This window comes from Ralstonia sp. GX3-BWBA (assembly GCF_003290055.1).
GTDB classification, from domain to species: Bacteria; Pseudomonadota; Gammaproteobacteria; order Burkholderiales; family Burkholderiaceae; genus Ralstonia; species Ralstonia holmesii.
Genome location: NZ_QMKS01000009.1, coordinates 1,165,118 through 1,180,383 on the forward strand (window position 1 = coordinate 1,165,118; position 15,266 = coordinate 1,180,383).

14 protein-coding genes are annotated in these 15,266 nt (G+C 64.4%); 4 read left to right on the top strand and 10 right to left on the bottom strand.

Going from position 1 to position 15,266, the window contains the following annotated elements; genetic code table 11:
• Positions 1 to 185: 185 nt before the first annotated feature.
• The 3 genes from DOD19_RS13050 to DOD19_RS13060 are packed head-to-tail and all read right to left on the bottom strand — an operon-like array spanning position 186 to position 3,020.
• Complete coding sequence (locus DOD19_RS13050; protein WP_112185891.1) at positions 186 to 767, bottom strand: YqaA family protein; 582 nt, start codon at positions 765 to 767, stop codon at positions 186 to 188.
• 56 nt (positions 768 to 823) lie between these two features.
• Positions 824 to 2,071: a nucleoside recognition domain-containing protein gene (locus DOD19_RS13055; RefSeq protein ID WP_112185893.1), complete on the bottom strand. Its 1,248-nt coding sequence runs from the start codon at positions 2,069 to 2,071 to the stop codon at positions 824 to 826.
• A 31-nt stretch (positions 2,072 to 2,102) separates the two neighbouring features.
• Complete coding sequence (locus DOD19_RS13060) at positions 2,103 to 3,020, bottom strand: ion channel (RefSeq protein ID WP_112185895.1); 918 nt, start codon at positions 3,018 to 3,020, stop codon at positions 2,103 to 2,105.
• Between the two features lie 142 nt (positions 3,021 to 3,162).
• Between DOD19_RS13060 and ilvA the strand changes: the two genes are divergently transcribed.
• The 3 genes from ilvA (at position 3,163) to DOD19_RS13075 (ending at position 7,066) form a co-directional block, all read left to right on the top strand.
• Entirely contained in the window at positions 3,163 to 4,683 is a 1,521-nt protein-coding gene (ilvA, locus tag DOD19_RS13065) for a threonine ammonia-lyase, biosynthetic (protein WP_024976674.1), read from the top strand.
• Positions 4,683 to 5,519: an NADPH-dependent 7-cyano-7-deazaguanine reductase QueF gene (queF, locus tag DOD19_RS13070; protein WP_112185897.1), complete on the top strand. Its 837-nt coding sequence runs from the start codon at positions 4,683 to 4,685 to the stop codon at positions 5,517 to 5,519. Before ilvA ends, queF begins: the two co-directional genes overlap by 1 nt.
• A 224-nt stretch (positions 5,520 to 5,743) precedes the next feature.
• Positions 5,744 to 7,066: a transporter gene (locus DOD19_RS13075; RefSeq protein WP_024976676.1), complete on the top strand. Its 1,323-nt coding sequence runs from the start codon at positions 5,744 to 5,746 to the stop codon at positions 7,064 to 7,066.
• Position 7,067: 1 nt separating this feature from the next.
• Here the strand turns inward: DOD19_RS13075 and DOD19_RS13080 are convergent, their stop codons facing one another.
• The 5 genes from DOD19_RS13080 to DOD19_RS13100 all read right to left on the bottom strand — a co-directional run bounded on the left by DOD19_RS13080 (position 7,068) and on the right by DOD19_RS13100 (position 12,613).
• Positions 7,068 to 7,601 (bottom strand): hypothetical protein, encoded by a 534-nt coding sequence (locus DOD19_RS13080; protein WP_112185899.1) that lies wholly within the window; start codon positions 7,599 to 7,601, stop codon positions 7,068 to 7,070.
• Positions 7,602 to 7,644: 43 nt separating this feature from the next.
• Positions 7,645 to 8,328 (bottom strand): C39 family peptidase, encoded by a 684-nt coding sequence (locus tag DOD19_RS13085; protein WP_024976678.1) that lies wholly within the window; start codon positions 8,326 to 8,328, stop codon positions 7,645 to 7,647.
• 16 nt (positions 8,329 to 8,344) lie between these two features.
• Positions 8,345 to 8,779 carry a hypothetical protein gene (locus DOD19_RS13090; protein ID WP_024976679.1) on the bottom strand — a complete coding sequence of 145 codons (435 nt, stop codon included), beginning with the start codon at positions 8,777 to 8,779 and terminating at the stop codon, positions 8,345 to 8,347.
• A 124-nt stretch (positions 8,780 to 8,903) separates the two neighbouring features.
• Positions 8,904 to 10,193 carry a hypothetical protein gene (locus DOD19_RS13095; protein ID WP_024976680.1) on the bottom strand — a complete coding sequence of 430 codons (1,290 nt, stop codon included), beginning with the start codon at positions 10,191 to 10,193 and terminating at the stop codon, positions 8,904 to 8,906.
• A 704-nt stretch (positions 10,194 to 10,897) separates the two neighbouring features.
• Positions 10,898 to 12,613 carry an AMP-binding protein gene (locus tag DOD19_RS13100; protein WP_112185902.1) on the bottom strand — a complete coding sequence of 572 codons (1,716 nt, stop codon included), beginning with the start codon at positions 12,611 to 12,613 and terminating at the stop codon, positions 10,898 to 10,900.
• Between the two features lie 232 nt (positions 12,614 to 12,845).
• Between DOD19_RS13100 and DOD19_RS13105 the strand changes: the two genes are divergently transcribed.
• On the top strand, positions 12,846 to 13,355 hold the full coding sequence (locus DOD19_RS13105) for a gluconokinase (protein ID WP_112186049.1): 510 nt from the start codon (positions 12,846 to 12,848) through the stop codon (positions 13,353 to 13,355).
• Between the two features lie 19 nt (positions 13,356 to 13,374).
• Here DOD19_RS13105 and DOD19_RS13110 read toward each other — a convergent pair whose 3' ends face one another.
• Both DOD19_RS13110 and DOD19_RS13115 read right to left on the bottom strand, forming a co-directional pair.
• The gene (locus tag DOD19_RS13110; RefSeq protein WP_112185904.1) at positions 13,375 to 14,169 is read right to left on the bottom strand and encodes a hypothetical protein; all 795 of its coding nucleotides are present in this window, start codon (positions 14,167 to 14,169) and stop codon (positions 13,375 to 13,377) included.
• Positions 14,170 to 14,226: 57 nt separating this feature from the next.
• The gene (locus DOD19_RS13115) at positions 14,227 to 15,198 is read right to left on the bottom strand and encodes an alpha/beta hydrolase (RefSeq protein ID WP_024976684.1); all 972 of its coding nucleotides are present in this window, start codon (positions 15,196 to 15,198) and stop codon (positions 14,227 to 14,229) included.
• Positions 15,199 to 15,266 lie beyond the last annotated feature (68 nt).

A 15,266-nucleotide genomic window follows, 5' to 3' on the forward strand; every position in this document is an offset into this window, starting at 1 on the left:
GGGAGGGCGCGGCAAAGAGGGCCCAAGCCGCGCGGTCTTTAAAGGGCGATTGTACTGCAACGCGCAGCGTTGATGCGTTGCAGCAACGGTATCCCTGCCAGTGATATGGGCGGCAAAACCGTCGCATTTTCAATGGCTTGCGAAAAGTGCACGACCGCCAAAGTGAAGCATACGCCACGCAAACGTCACATCATCACGCCCCTGATCCAACCCAGGATGCCATGCCAGAAGCCGTCGGGCAGGGTCATCAAGGCCGCAGTCATGGCCAGATAGCGTAAAAATTTGCCGATAGCCATGTACATGGCGCTGGGCCAGAACTTCAGGCGCAGCCAGCCGGCCAGCGTGCAGAGTGGGTCGCCAATGCCCGGCAGCCACGACACCAGCAGCGACACCGGCCCGATGCGGCGCATCCAGCGGAAGTATTTTTTGTCGAGCGGGGGCTCACGGTGGCGCTTGGGATGCGGCACGTGCTGGACATGCTCGGTGTTGTGCTGACGGCGGCGGCGCGCAAGGTGGTAGCGCACCAGCGCCAGCTTGGCCGCATAGCCCATCCACCAATCGACCACGCCGCCCAGTGTGTTGCCGAGCGTGGCCACGATGATGGCCGGCCAGAACATGTCCGGATTGAGCTTGATGTACGCAAAAACCGCCGGCTCGGAGCCCAGCGGCAAGAGGGTCGCCGAAATGAAACTGACGACGAAGATGGCAGGCAGCCCGACCTTTGGCAGGGCGAGCGTGGCAAAAAGCGTGTCGATCCACTGTTCCATGCAGTCGATTGTAGAGGGCGGGCGGCTGCGGCGTCGCTTGGGGCCGCCCTAGCCGGTCAGGCGAAGAACAGGTAAGCGACAAGCACGGCGCCGATCAGTCCGATCAGGTCGGCCCACAGCCCACATGCCAGCGCGTAACGCGTGTCCTTGATGCCAACGCTGCCGAAGTACACGGCCAGCACGTAGAACGTGGTCTCGGTCGAACCCTGGATGATGGCGGCCAGCTTGCCCTGGAAGGAATCCACGCCGTAAGTGGTCATCACATCAACCATCAGGCCGCGCGCACCGGCGCCGGACAACGTCTTCATCAGCCCAACGGGCAGAGCCGGCACAAAACGCGTGTCGATGCCCAGGTGCGCGAACAGCGCGGAAAGCCCCTGCATCAGGAAATCCATGCAACCCGCCGCGCGAAACACGGCAATGCCCACCAGCACCGCCACCAGATACGGGACGATGCCGATCGCCACCTGGAAGCCATCCTTGGCGCCATCGACGAAGGTTTCGTACACGTTGATGCGGCGAATTGCCCCGCACACCAGGAACGCCACGACGATGGTGAGGATGGCGCCCGCGCCGATCAGGCCGATCCAGGCCGCCATCTGCTGCGGCGGAAACTGGCGCAGCCAAGCAAACAGCAGCCCCATCAGCGCGACGAAGCCCCCGAAATACGCCAGCAGCGCAGGCTTGAAGAGGTTGATGCGCTGATACCACGCCACCGCCGCGATGCCCGCGCAGAAGCCGATGAACGTGGACAGCAAGGTCGGCAGGAAGATGTCTGCCGCGTTGAAACCGACCAGGCCCTGCTTGACTGCCATGGCCTGGCGGATGGCGATGACGGACGTCGGCACCAGCGTCACCCCCGCCGTGTTGAGCACCACGAACATCAACTGCGCGTCGCTGGCGCGCTGCGGCTGCGGGTTGATCTGCTGCAACTCGCGCATGGCCTGTAGGCCGAGCGGCGTAGCGGCGTTGTCCAGCCCGAGCACGTTGGCCGAGACGTTCATCATCATCGCGCCGTTGGCGGGGTGGCCGGCGGGCACGGAAGGAAACAGGTGCCGCATCAGCGGGTTCACGAGCCGCGCGAACAGATCGACCACGCCGGCGCGCTCGCCCACGCGCATGATGCCCAGCCACAGCGCCATCATGCCGGTCAGGCCGATCGCAATTTCGAAACCGGTGCGCGCGGCATCGAACATGCCGGTCAGCATGCGGGAAAAGACCTCCATGTCGCCCTGCACCACCTGCACGCATGCGGTAACGAAGGCAACGAGGAAGAAGGCGAGCCAGACGAGGTTCAGGGCCACGGAGGTTGCGCGTTGGTATCGGACAAGCCGGTCATTGTGCCTGCGGCGGCGTCTCGATCGGATGGATCAGGTGGAAATTGTCGTAGTCGACCGACGTGACGCCGCCGTCGTCGCGGATAAGGTCGGCATAGCGATAGTTCCAGCGGATGTCGTCGTGCCGCCAGGAATGGCGCGCCTGCACGGTTTGCGCCGCGGTCTCGTCGGCGCCCTCGATCGTGAGCAGCAGCAAGGCGTCACCGGCGGCGAGCGATTCTGCGGTGGCGCCATGCAGCGGGCTGGTTTCGTCGATCACGTGCATCATCACCCAGCCCAGCAGAAAGATCGGGTGCTCGCTGCGCTCAAGCTTCAGGTCGTGGATCTTGTAGATCGAGTAGCCCTCTGGCGAGACCTCATCCTGCATCAGGCGCAGCCGGGCGGTGGCCTCTGCGATGACGTTCTGGCGCGCATTGGCCGCCCGCAGCATCAACGTGGACTTACCGTTGAGCGGCCGCACGACAACGTTGCGCGCAAACATGATCTTGGCGCGCGGGCGCGAGAACCGCGCAAATACCAGCCCTGTCGCCATGGCAATGCCCGACATGCCGATGAAGATCTCCAGCGTGGCGATGACGTGGGCGTAGAGCGTTTGCGGGTGCATGTCGCCGTAACCGACGGTGGCGAGGGTCTCGACGCTGAAGAAGAATGCCCCCACGAAACCCGGCGGCGACTGGTTCGCGATCGCGCCGTCACCCAACGAATACAGCCCCGCGAATACCGCGTTGAGCGCCAGGAACAGCGTGGCCAGCAGCGCGAAGAAGGTGGGCCAGTTGACTTCAAGCGCGTGGTGATAAAGGTCACGCCAGCCCAGCGGAGGCATGCCGTAAGCGACGACGTGCTGCGTGCCGGACCAGACTTTGCGGCCCCGGCGCGCACGTCCGGCACGCTCGGAGGAAGACGACGGGGTGTTCATGGAGGCCTCTCGCCGATGATGCGCTGCGCCCGCCCGGGCACGGCCGGGGCAGTGTACCGACCGGCACGCAGGTCCGGCAAGGCGGGCAAGGCGCCGCGTGATAGGCTTACGGGCTCTGTTCACGTCCAACCCGGTCCGCACCATGGCCATCGATTACCTCAAGAAAATCCTGACCGCGAAGGTCTATGACGTCGCGGTGGAAACCGAGCTGAAGTTCGCGCCAAACCTGTCGGCGCGCACCGGCAACCGCGTCTACCTCAAGCGCGAGGATGACCAGCCGGTGTTCTCGTTCAAGCTGCGCGGCGCCTACAACAAGATGGCCTCGCTCACGGCGGCCGAGCGCAAGCGCGGGGTGATTACGGCATCGGCGGGCAACCACGCGCAGGGCGTGGCCTTCAGCGCGGCCCGCATGGAGTGCAAGGCGGTGATCTGCATGCCGGTGACGACGCCGCAGTTGAAGATCGACGGCGTGCGCTCCCGCGGCGGCGAATGGGTCGATGTCGTACTGCAGGGCGAGAGCTATTCCGACGCGTACAACCACGCCGCCAAGCTGCAGGAAAAGCACGGCTACACCTTCGTGCACCCGTTCGACGATCCCGACGTGATTGCCGGCCAGGGCACCATCGCCATGGAAATCCTGCGTCAGCATCCGCAGCCCCTGCATGCCATCTTCTGCTCGATCGGCGGCGGCGGGCTGATCTCGGGCGTTGCGGCCTACGTGAAGGCCGTGCGGCCGGACGTCAAGGTCATCGGCGTGCAGAGCGTGGATTCCGACGCCATGGCGCGTTCGGTCGCCGCTGGCAAGCGCGTCGAACTGAAGGAAGTGGGCCTGTTTGCCGACGGCACCGCGGTGAAGCTGGTGGGCAAGGAAACCTTCCGCATCACGCGCGAGCTGGTCGACGAAATCATCACCGTGGATACGGATGCCATCTGCGCGGCACTGAAAGACGTGTTCCAGGACACCCGCAGCCTGCTGGAGCCGTCGGGCGCGCTGGCGCTGGCAGGCCTTAAGCAGTATGCCGAGACCCACAAGCTGAAGAACGAATCGCTGGTGGCCGTGGCCAGTGGCGCGAACATGAACTTCGACCGCCTGCGCTTCGTGGCCGAGCGCGCCGAAGTGGGCGAGGCGCGTGAAGCCGTGTTTGCCGTGACGATTCCGGAAGAGCGCGGCAGCTTCAAGCGCTTCTGCGAACTGGTCGGCTGGTCGCGCAACGTGACGGAGTTCAACTACCGCATTGCCAGCAAGGACGCGGCGCATATCTTCGTGGGCGTGCAAATTGCATCGCGCGCAGAGGGCGACAAGATTGCCGAGAACTTCCGCAAGCACGGTTTCCCGACGCTGGACCTGTCCAACGACGAACTCGCCAAGCAGCACATCCGCTACATGGTGGGCGGGCGTTCGCCGCTGGCGGAAAACGAGCATCTCTATCGTTTCGAGTTTCCCGAGCGGCCCGGCGCGCTGATGAAGTTCCTCTCGAGCATGAGCCCGAACTGGAACATCAGCCTGTTCCACTACCGCAATCAGGGCGCGGATTCGAGCAACATCCTCGTCGGCATCCAGGTACCGAAGAACGAGAAGCGCGAGTTCAAGGCGTTCCTCGCCACGCTGGGCTATACCTACTGGGACGAAAGCGAGAACCCCGTCTACAGCCTGTTTTTGTGATGAGCAACCAACCCGAACATTCGCCCCTGGGTAAGGCCTCCGCGTACAAGACGGAGTACGACCCGAGCCTGCTGTTTCCGATTCCGCGCCAGGGCAAGCGCGACGAGATCGGCCTCGCCGCCGGCACGCCCCTGCCCTTCTTCGGCGTCGACCTCTGGAACCTGTACGAGCTGTCGTGGCTGAACCTGCGCGGCAAGCCGCAGGTGGCGCTCGGCACCGTGATCGTGCCGGCGGATTCGCCCAACATCGTTGAATCGAAGTCGTTCAAGCTGTACCTGAATTCGTTCAACCAGACGAAGGTGGCGTCGCACGAAGCGCTGCAGCAGTTGATTCATCACGATCTGTCGGAAGCCTGCGGTGCACCGGTGCAGGTGCGTATCGTCCCCCCGGAGGAATTTTCCCGGCAGAAAATGGGCGAACTCGATGGCCTGCTGCTTGATCGCCTTGACATCGAAACCGACGTCTATCAGCCCACGCCCGAGCTGCTGCATGCCGATGAGGAAGAAAGCCCGGTGGAAGAAACGCTGGTGTCGCACCTGCTGAAGTCCAATTGCCTTGTGACGGGTCAGCCGGACTGGGGCAGCGTGCAGATCCGCTATGTGGGTGCGCCGATCAATCAGGAAGGGCTGCTGAAGTATCTGATCTCGTTCCGTGAGCACAACGAGTTTCACGAACAATGCGTGGAGCGGATCTTTACCGACATCCTGCGCCAGTGCCGGCCGGTCAAGCTGGCCGTGTATGCGCGCTACACGCGGCGCGGCGGGCTGGACATCAACCCGTTCCGCACAAACTACAACACGCCCTGGCCGGATAACCTGAGAAACGCGCGTCAGTAAGCGCTGACACTGCGTAAGCCACGCAAGGCGCCTTCGGGCGCCTTTTTTCTTGCCTGAGCGATCCACCAAACGGGCATTTCGGCCTCGTCCGTTTTGTGGACGCCACCGCCCTATCGTTTCACGCCCGCTCGCCTATAGTGGTATCCGCAGTACACCACCCGGGGGAATCGTGAAGCGTCCGTCCGCTGCCAGCGGTAAGGACACTCTCGACGGGGGACATTGCCGTGACGAAGACGCCATGGTGGCCGCAAGGTGAGACAACCCAAGCGGTTACGTGCGCATGCCTGCTGTTGTGCAGCGGGTCGGTCCTTGCGCAGACCAACGAGCCGGTGGACGACAAGCCACCCAGTCTGGAAGCGCTGCAGCGCGAGCTTGCCGATACGCAGGCGCGCCTGCAGGAACTCAAGCGCTCGATCCAGCAACAGGAAACGCATCTGCGGCGCATGCGGCGCGCGCTCGGCATGAGCGAGGGCCGACTCGACACCGTGCGCGGTGCCGGCGCTCCTGGCGCGGCAGGCGACGCATCGGAAATCGCGCAGAACGACCAGCCCGGCGCCACGCCCGTCGGCAAACCGCCGGAGCCACCTGACCGGCCACCCCGCATCGCGCAGATCTTCGACGAGCCCAGCGCGCTTACACCGCCGGGCAAGGTGGTCGTCGAGCCGTCATTGCAGATGGCGTATTCATCGTCCGACCGCGTGGCACTGGTGGGCTACACCATCATCCCCGCGCTGTTGATCGGGTTGATCGACGTACGGCAGGTCAAGACCACCACGCTCACCGGCACGGTGGCATTGCGTTACGGCCTGGCGCGCCGTTGGGAACTGGAAGCGCGCGTGCCCTATGTCTACAGCGCGAGCGACACGGTCAGCCGCGAACTGTTCACCGGCACGGCGACAGACAACGCCTTCAGCTCGCACGGGCGCGGCATCGGCGATGTGGAACTGACCGCGCGCTATCAGATCAATGCGGGCGGCGTCGACAAGCCGTTCTACATCGGCTGGCTGCGCTTCAAGACGCGCACCGGCAAGGATCCGTTTGACGTCACCACCGATTGCGTGACGCGCTGCGTGAGCAATACCACGGGCACCGGCCTGCCTCTGCAACAGCCAACGGGTTCTGGCTTCTTCGCGGTTCAGCCGGGGCTGACGTGGCTGTTCCCGACGGATCCGGCAGTGTTCTTCGGCAGCATCAGCTACCTGCACAACTTCGAGCGCAAGGACGTGAGTCTGAACCTGGTGGACGGTTCGAAGCAGTTCCTCGGCAACGTGAAAGCCGGCGACATCATCGGCCTGAACTTCGGCATGGGGCTGGCGCTGAACGAAAAGGCATCGTTCTCCATCGGCTACGACCAGAGCATCATCGCGCCGACCAAGCAGAACGGCCAGCGCGTGCCGGGCTCGGTGCGGACGATTCTCGGTACGTTGCTGGTCGGCTATTCGTACCGGCTATCGCCCAAGATGTCGCTAAACCTGTCGGTGGGGGCAGGCCTGACGCGCGACACGCCAGATCTTACCGTCACGCTTCGCCTGCCGATCCAGTTCTAGCTCAGTGCTGCATGGTGACGACGTTGGCCAACGCGCCTTGTAGCACGTTGGCGAGATTCATCTGACGGAACTGCGGCAGGCTGTTGACCGCCGCATTGATGGTCGTCACCGCCTGCAGCGTCTGGTTGTTCAAGCTGTTCTGGATGACCGTGGCCGCCGCTGTCGCACCCGCGGCCACATCGGGCGGTGCGACATTGTTGGGGCCGTTCTGCACGAGGTTCACCGTGTTGACCACCGAGGCCAATTGCTGCGCCTGGTTGGCCGTCATGCGTGCCACATCGGGGATGTTGACCGATGCGCTCGCCACCAGATCGCCGTTGACGTAGACCGCCCGGTCGATGCCGAACGAGATATGCAGCCCCGCAAGCGAGGGCACATCAAACCCGCCGCGCATGTCGTCGAGCTTGTCTTCGGACACGGCGTGCCAGACATGGACGGGATTGTTATCCATGCTATCCATGCCGGCAGCAAACGCATGCCCGGCCGCAGCCAGCGCGAACCAGCCGGCCCACGCCATCTTGCCAAACCGCTTCATGATGCCCTCCTGCCGGACTACCTGACTGCCATGCAGACGACGCTCAGAAATCGGACGGACCGTGCTTGGGAACGACGATGTTTCCCAAGCCGCTGCGGTCCATGCCTTCCTCCAGCGGCGCACGCGGTGCCACGCGCCAATCCGATGCGGCGTTGAACGTCGCCCCCGACTCGCGGTTGTGGACGACGAACAGCAAATGGTTGTCCCACATGCTCTCGAAACTCGCACGCGGAATCGCACGCGTGCCCATGGCCGGATCGCCCACCAGCACACGCCCTTCTTGCACACCCTTGACCACCACGAAGTGGTGATAGCCGTTCTCGGTCAACAGCACGATGGCCGGCAAGTGCGCGTCCTTCAATGCATCCAGCGGCTGCTCGAAACCATCGGCCTCAAAGCCTACAGACGCCAGATAGCGTTTGATGTCGAGCAGCGAAAAGCCTTCTCGCCGGATCTTCTCCTGGTTGCCATGCTCATACATGGCCTGGAACACGGTCTGCTCGCTCACCGGATAGCCGTACTGATACGTAAGCAGCGTCGCCACCGCGGCCGACCCGCAACTGAAGTCGAAACGCTGATGCACGGTTCGCAGATAGCGCGCGGCCTTCATGCTCGTCACCGGCACCGCATACGTGCCGCCGCCCGTGCCGAGCATGTCGATCGCGCCCGCCAACGCGGGCCCGCACATCAGTGCCATCAGCACTGCGCCGCACGTCTTGCGCATCATTCCGTCCTTCACAAGCTCAAGGCCGGAACTGCACGTTGACGATGGTGGCGTTCTGGATCAGCACGTTCGCTCCGCTGTTCTGGATGACCGTGGGGATCCCGCTGGCATTGGCAAACGAGCCGTCGCGCACGATGTTCGACCCCGTCGCCACATTCACGGCGGCGTTGTCGCTCACGGTGCCCGACAGGCGCGCGTCATTGACGGTCTGGTAGAGATCCTGCGTGCCGCCGCGATAGCTGTCGAGCCGATCTGCTCCCACCGCATGACCGAACCCAGGCACCGACACGGCCGCGGCGACCGGGGGACGCACCGCTTCCGTATTGGCTGTCTGAGCACCGTCTGCGATTGACGCATCGTCCGCTGCCATCGCCGCTGCCACTGGCCACACTGCCAGGCCGCATGCCAAACACCATGCCGCCCATCCTGCTGTGGTTCTTCTGTCGGATCGCATCGAACATCTCCTATACGCTCCAACTGCGGGCCGGACCACGCATGCAGTCCGGCCCTGTCCACCGCCATGCGCGCAATGTCACCGCACGCACAACGGCACTTCCCCGCTCATGCCTGATACCGGGCTACTTGCCGACATTCAGGTTGGCCTGCACGTTGATGCTTTGCTGGATGAGGGAAGCGAAGCCGCTGTTCTGGTTCGCCACCATCACGCCTGCTGCAGACTGGCCGACGCTGGTCATGGCGTTGGACATGTTGAACGTACCTGCGTCCACCATGACCGTGCCGCCTGCACCGCCCGTGCCGCCCACCGCACCATTGCCGACACCGCCATTGCCCACACCGCCTGCGCCGCCGGCCGCACCGACTGCACCCACAGCGCCATTGCCCGCCGTGGACGATGCTGCGCCGTTGGTTGCGCTGCCGTTGGTCGCGCTGCCGCCTGCGCCGCCATTGCCTGCCACGTTGGTCGCTGCACCGCCCGCGCCTGCCCCGCCACCCGTGCTGGTGCCGGTGGCACTGCTCGAGCCCGTGCCCGCACCTGCCGATGCCGTGGACGTGCCGCTGGTGGTGGAGCCGCCAGCGCCGCCTGCCCCGCCTGCCGAGGCACTGCCGCCGCCCGTGGCCGCGCCGCTGCCGTGATGGCGGTTCGCATCGCCACCGCTGGCGCTGGACGTGCCGCCTGCCCCGCCGCCACCGCCGCCGGCTGCGCTCGTGCTGCCCGCTGCGCCGCCAAGGCCCGCGCCCAGGCTGGCCGAGAGCGTGCCGGAGCTGCCGCCGTTACCGCCGCTGCCCGCACTGCCGCCGGCGTCTCCGCCATTGCCACCGTTGCCGGCCACTGCGCCGCCGTTGGTCGCGCTGCCATGCGTGACGCTGCCCGAGCTGCCGCCCGCGCCACCACTGCCACCTGCGCCGCCAGCGCCACCGTTGCCGCCAGCGCCAGCGCCGCCGTAGCCGTATCCGCCACGCCCGCCCGCGCCGCCATTGGCCGAGCCGCCATTGTTGGTGGCGACGTTGCCGATGCCCGACACGCTGATGTTGGTGACGGTGCCGTCCAGCTTCGAGACTGCAATTGCCTTGCTTGTGTTGAAGGAGTTGGTGAATGTTGCCGTTGCCATACCGCCGTTGTTGGCGGCGGCGGTGCCATAGCCGTCAGCGTTGGCCCAACCGCTGTTGTCGCGGTTGCTGCCCTGGCTTTGGTTGTTGTGCTGATTCGAGTTATCGGTTGCCGTCGTGGTTGTGGTCGTTGCGGTGTTCGTCGTCGTGTCTGTGCTGGTGTTGGTTCTGGTGATAGTCGACGTGTTGGTTTGGGTCTTGTCACCCGCGCCGGACGCCGTATTCCCGATGTCGGCCAATGCAACGCCAGAGACCCCCAATCCCATGGCGATCGCGGTGGCCAGTAAGGTCTTCTTCATAACGCACTCCATAAAGGTGAGAGGGACGGCTGGAAACGCAGCCAGTAAGGCCGGCGCGCTCTGCCTGTGGGAAAAAACATGACCCACCCCGGGGCGGCTCGTTTGCATAATCAGTGCCAACTTGTGCGCCTGCTTTACGCGGCTGCTCTAAGCGTTTGAAAACGCAAAAGTTTCACCGGCACCCGCGTACATGGGCGCGCACCGTGCCATGCAATCGTGTCGACGCGTGCAACTTTTGGGGGGCGGTTTGCGCCTTTTCGGTTGCGGCGCCGATACACCGTCGTGTCACGCATGGCAGCCACGGCATGCACGGCTTTCGCGCCAAGACGCAAACCACGCGCACGCATACGCTCGGTGTGGGTGTTTGAGACGAGCGATTGGCTGGGTGTTTCAGGCGTGATACGTCGGCGCATCGTCGCTCACATTGCGTGAGCGGTTGGTCGCGGCGAGTGAGCATCCCGCCGCGCACCTCGCAGCGGTTTGCATGCCTCGATGGCGTACGCACCGTCAGCACGCAGCCGCGCGTGGCTGCTCGATTGCGAGTGCCCCCTATCGGCAAGACGCATGCGGGAGACGTGTCTCGATTTCTACGTCAGGCGTTGCCCAGGCAGGCGAACAAAGCCGCGCGCGGCAAGCATCGTCATGGCAACGAAAAGCCGCGCGCAACCGGTTGGCATTTCAGCGGCGAAACCGCAAGCTCAGGTTCAGGCCGTGGCGGCCACCGTCAACTTGAGTTCTTCGATCATGCGGTCGCGCATGACGAACTTCTGCACCTTGCCCGTCACCGTCATCGGCATCTCGGTGACAAAGCGGATGTAGCGCGGGATCTTGTAGTGCGCGATCTGGCCCTGGCAGAACGTACGGATCTCATCTTCCATAGCCTGCTGGCCGGGCTTGAGGACGATCCACGCGCAGACCTCTTCGCCGTACTTCGGGTCGGGCACGCCAAATACGTTGACGGCCTGCACCTTCGGATGCCGGAAGAGGAATTCTTCGATCTCGCGCGGGTAGACATTCTCGCCACCGCGAATGAGCATGTCCTTCACGCGGCCGACGATGTTGCAGTAGCCCTCGGCATCGAACGTTGCCAGATCGCCCGTGCGCATCCAGCCGTCGTGGATCGATTCGGCGGTCTTGGCCTCGTCGTCCCAGTAGCCGAGCATGACCGAATAGCCCTTGGTGCACAGCTCGCCCTTCTCGCCCACAGGCACCACCTCTCCCGCGCCATCCACCAGCTTGACCTGCAAATGCGGCTGGATGCGGCCGACGGTGGTCACGCGCTTGTCGAGCGGGTCCGTCACGGCGCTCTGGAAGGACACGGGGCTCGTCTCGGTCATGCCGTAGGCGATGGTGACTTCGCGCAGGTTCAGCTCCGACACCACGCGCTTCATCACCTCGATGGGACACGGCGATCCGGCCATGATGCCGCCGCGCAGCGTCGATACGTCAAAGCTCTTGAAGTCCGGATGATCGAGCTGCGCGATGAACATCGTCGGCACGCCGTGCAGTTGGGTGCAGCGTTCTTCCGCCACCGTGCGCAGCGTGGCCAGCGGATCGAATGCCTCGCCCGGGAACACCATGCACGCTCCGGTGGCCGTGCAGGTGAGCACCGACATGACCATGCCGAAGCAGTGATACAGCGGCACGGGAATGCACAGCCGATCGCCCTCTTGCAGATTCATCGCCATGGCAACGAAGCGCGCGTTATTGACGACGTTCACATGCGTGAGCGTCGCCCCCTTGGGCGCTCCGGTCGTGCCGCTAGTGAACTGAATGTTGATGGCGTCGTCGGGCGACAGCGTGGCCGTGATGGCATCCAGCGCATCAACGGGTACGCTTTTTCCACGCGCAATGACGTCAGCAAAGTTGAGCATGCCAGGCGTATTGGCGTCGCCCATGCGGATGACCCAGCGCAGCGCCGGCAGCTTGGCGGCGTTCAACGCGCCGGGCTGCGCAGTCGCCAGTTCCGGCGCGAGCGTCTGCAGCATTTCCAGATAGCGCGATGTCTTGAAGGCCTCGGCCGCCACGATGGCCTTGCAACCGACCTTGTTGAGCGCGTATTCCAGTTCCGACAGCCGATACGCCGGATTGATGTTGACGAGGATAAGGCCCAGGCGCGCCGTCGCGAACTGCGTGAGCACCCATTCGACGCGGTTGGGCGACCAGATGCCGATGCGGTCGCCCCGCTCCAGTCCCAGCGCGTGCAGGCCGGCGGCCAGCGCATCGACCTGTTCGGCAAAGGCGCGCCACGTCCAGCGCACGTTCTGTTCGCGGAACACGACAGCCTCGTCGTCAGGACAGCGACGCACCGTTTCCGCCAGCAACGCCGAAACCGTCACGTGTGCCAGCGGCACCGCCGTGTCGCCCACCACATACGACGCACCGTTGCGCGGTCGCGCGTCGAAAACCTCACCAGCCATGGATGTCTCCTCCAATCAACGTTGACCTTTTTGGGGCCTTGTTCTGAATGATTTGTAACCAATGCTTCCACCGCAATTTGACGCAGCTTGACGTATTTGGCAATCCGTTGCCGGACGAACAATGACGCGGAACAATTGCTGCGCTGCAGCAGCAAAAATCGGCGGGCGCGGCCTTCAACGCGCTAACATGCCGCCCTGATGTTTTGCGCTTTCTTGCACGTAGGGAATGACGATGATCGTAGTAGTGATGGGTGTTTCGGGTTGCGGCAAATCCACGGTGGGCCAGAAGATTGCCGAGCGGCTGGGCTGCGCTTTCCGTGATGGCGACGAGTTCCACTCCGAGGCCAACCGCGCCAAGATGCACGCCGGCATCCCCCTGAACGACGACGACCGCAAACCCTGGCTCGAATCCATCCGCGCCTACATGGACGAAAAAACGAGCAGCGGGCAATCGCTGGTGGTGGCCTGCTCCGCTCTCAAGCAGCGCTACCGCGACGTGCTGCGCGGCCCCGCCGGCAACGCGGAATTCGTCTACCTGAAGGGCGACTTCGATCTGCTGCAAGGCCGCCTCGCCGCACGGAAAGACCACTTCTTCAACCCGAACCTGCTGCGCAGCCAGTTTGAGGCGCTGGAAGAGCCGACCGACGCCGTCATCGTCGACATCGCGCTGCCGCCCAAAGCCATCGTCGACGAGGCCATCACGCAACTGCAGGCACGCGCCGCGCACCGCCCGGCCGCCTGAACTCGCACGTGTTCGCGCGCTAGCTGCGCGTGAGTTGTTGCAATACGGCCTGCACCTCGCCATTGCACACGCGACTCATGCGCTCCTGCTCACGCGGCGTGTCGATCTGCTCGTGCGCCTGCAGCCCAAGTTCGATCAGCGATTGCGCACGCGGCAGCCAATGGCGCGTGAGCGCTGCCTGCAAATCTGCGGCAATGCGGTCTGGGTCTCCAAAGTAGAGCCGGCCGCCGTATTCGCTCTCGATCTCCTTGCGGATCACCTCGGCGGCATGCGGCAACACCGCACGGTTGACAGCCACATGCCGCAACTCATGCTCGCGGATGGCGTTGTACGCGCAAGTGCCCGGCGCAAATTCGCGCGCCACTGTCACCCGAAAGTTATTCAGCACCAGCTCCACCGAGATGGACGGCCGCAGGCAGGTCGTAGCCGGCTGCGTGGCGATGGCCATGTAGCGACTGTTGACGTCGAAGCGCGCCAGCAGCGTCGCATACGTCTTGCCCAGCACGCGGGCTGAGCGATCGTACGGCGGCGCCTCGGCGGTGAGTTGACTGACTGAGCGGTCGTTGGAGAAAGACAGCGGCGTTTCGATGGCACGCACCTCCACGCGCATCGGGCCAAGCGCCTGGTCGCACGCCTTGAGCCAGTGCGATTTGTTGGCATTGAAGGCGGGGCCGCCCGCAGCGCCGGTCGCGGCGGCGACGGTTTCAATCGGTGCAAAACGCACATTCGCCAGCCTCAGCCGATGCAGCCGACTCCAATGCCAGGCGCCGGCCGCCACAGCCAGCACCAACCCCAATACCACCACCCGACGCATGCTGGGCTCCCCGTTTGCGCATCCCGACCGGGCTACGCATGGGCGCCACGGGTCGGGTCATGCCGGTGTCAGTGCCACCGGTTCTCGGTTCTCATATTGGGCGGCAACGAGTCGTCTGATCTGCTCGCCCGATCGTTTGAGCGCTACGCGCGCCTCTGGAAGGAAAGGATAGAAGATCGGCCACACGTGCGGAAGCCGCCGCCCCATTTCTACCGAAACGGATACCCCGGCCGCCCGCGCGCGCTCGGCCATTCGGAGGGTATCGTCGCGTAGCACCTCGCTGGTGCTGACATAGCAGTGCAGCGGGGGCAGGCCCGTGAAATCGGCATATAACGGCGAGGCGAGCGGATGGTCCGTCGGCGCGCCCGAATCGCCCAGGTACAACGCCGCACCGTGCGCCATCCACGCGCCGCGAAACATCACGTCGGATTCATCATTATCGATCAGGCTCTGGCCGGTGGCTGCCAAGTCCGTCCACGGCGAATACAGCACCGCGCCGGCCGGCAGCGGATCAGCCGCATCACGCAGGGCCACCAGCAGCGCCAACGCCAGCCCGCCCCCCGCGGAATCGCCGGCCACCACAATGCGCGATGGCGCCACACCCTGCGCCAGCAGCGTGCGATACGTGAAGAGCGCATCTTCCACCGGCGCTGGAAACGGATGTTCGGGTGCCAGCCGGTAGTCCGGGACGCACACGCGCGCCCGCGCATGCGTAGCGAGGCCAATGGTGATCGGGCGATGTGTGCGCGGACTGCAGAAGAAATAGCCGCCGCCATGCAGATAAAGGACGACGGGCGCGTCGTCATGCAGGTCCGGATCAGCGGGTTCGATCCATTCGCCGGTGAGGCCGTCGCCGTTGACACCCTTGGCCGGCACGATGCGCCAATCCGGCGGCAGTTCCACCGGCGAAGGCATCTTGCGCTTCTCGGCATGCAGGCGCGTGGCGATGGGATCGAAGGGCTCCCGCTCGGTCGGCTTCTTGACCTGGTTGCGCACCATCCTCGAGACGACCCAGTTCTGCCAGCTCATCGCGCAACCCTCCGCTGCAAAGTCTCAGCCTAGCGAGGAAGCGCTGCCCAGACAATCGGTTCACACCC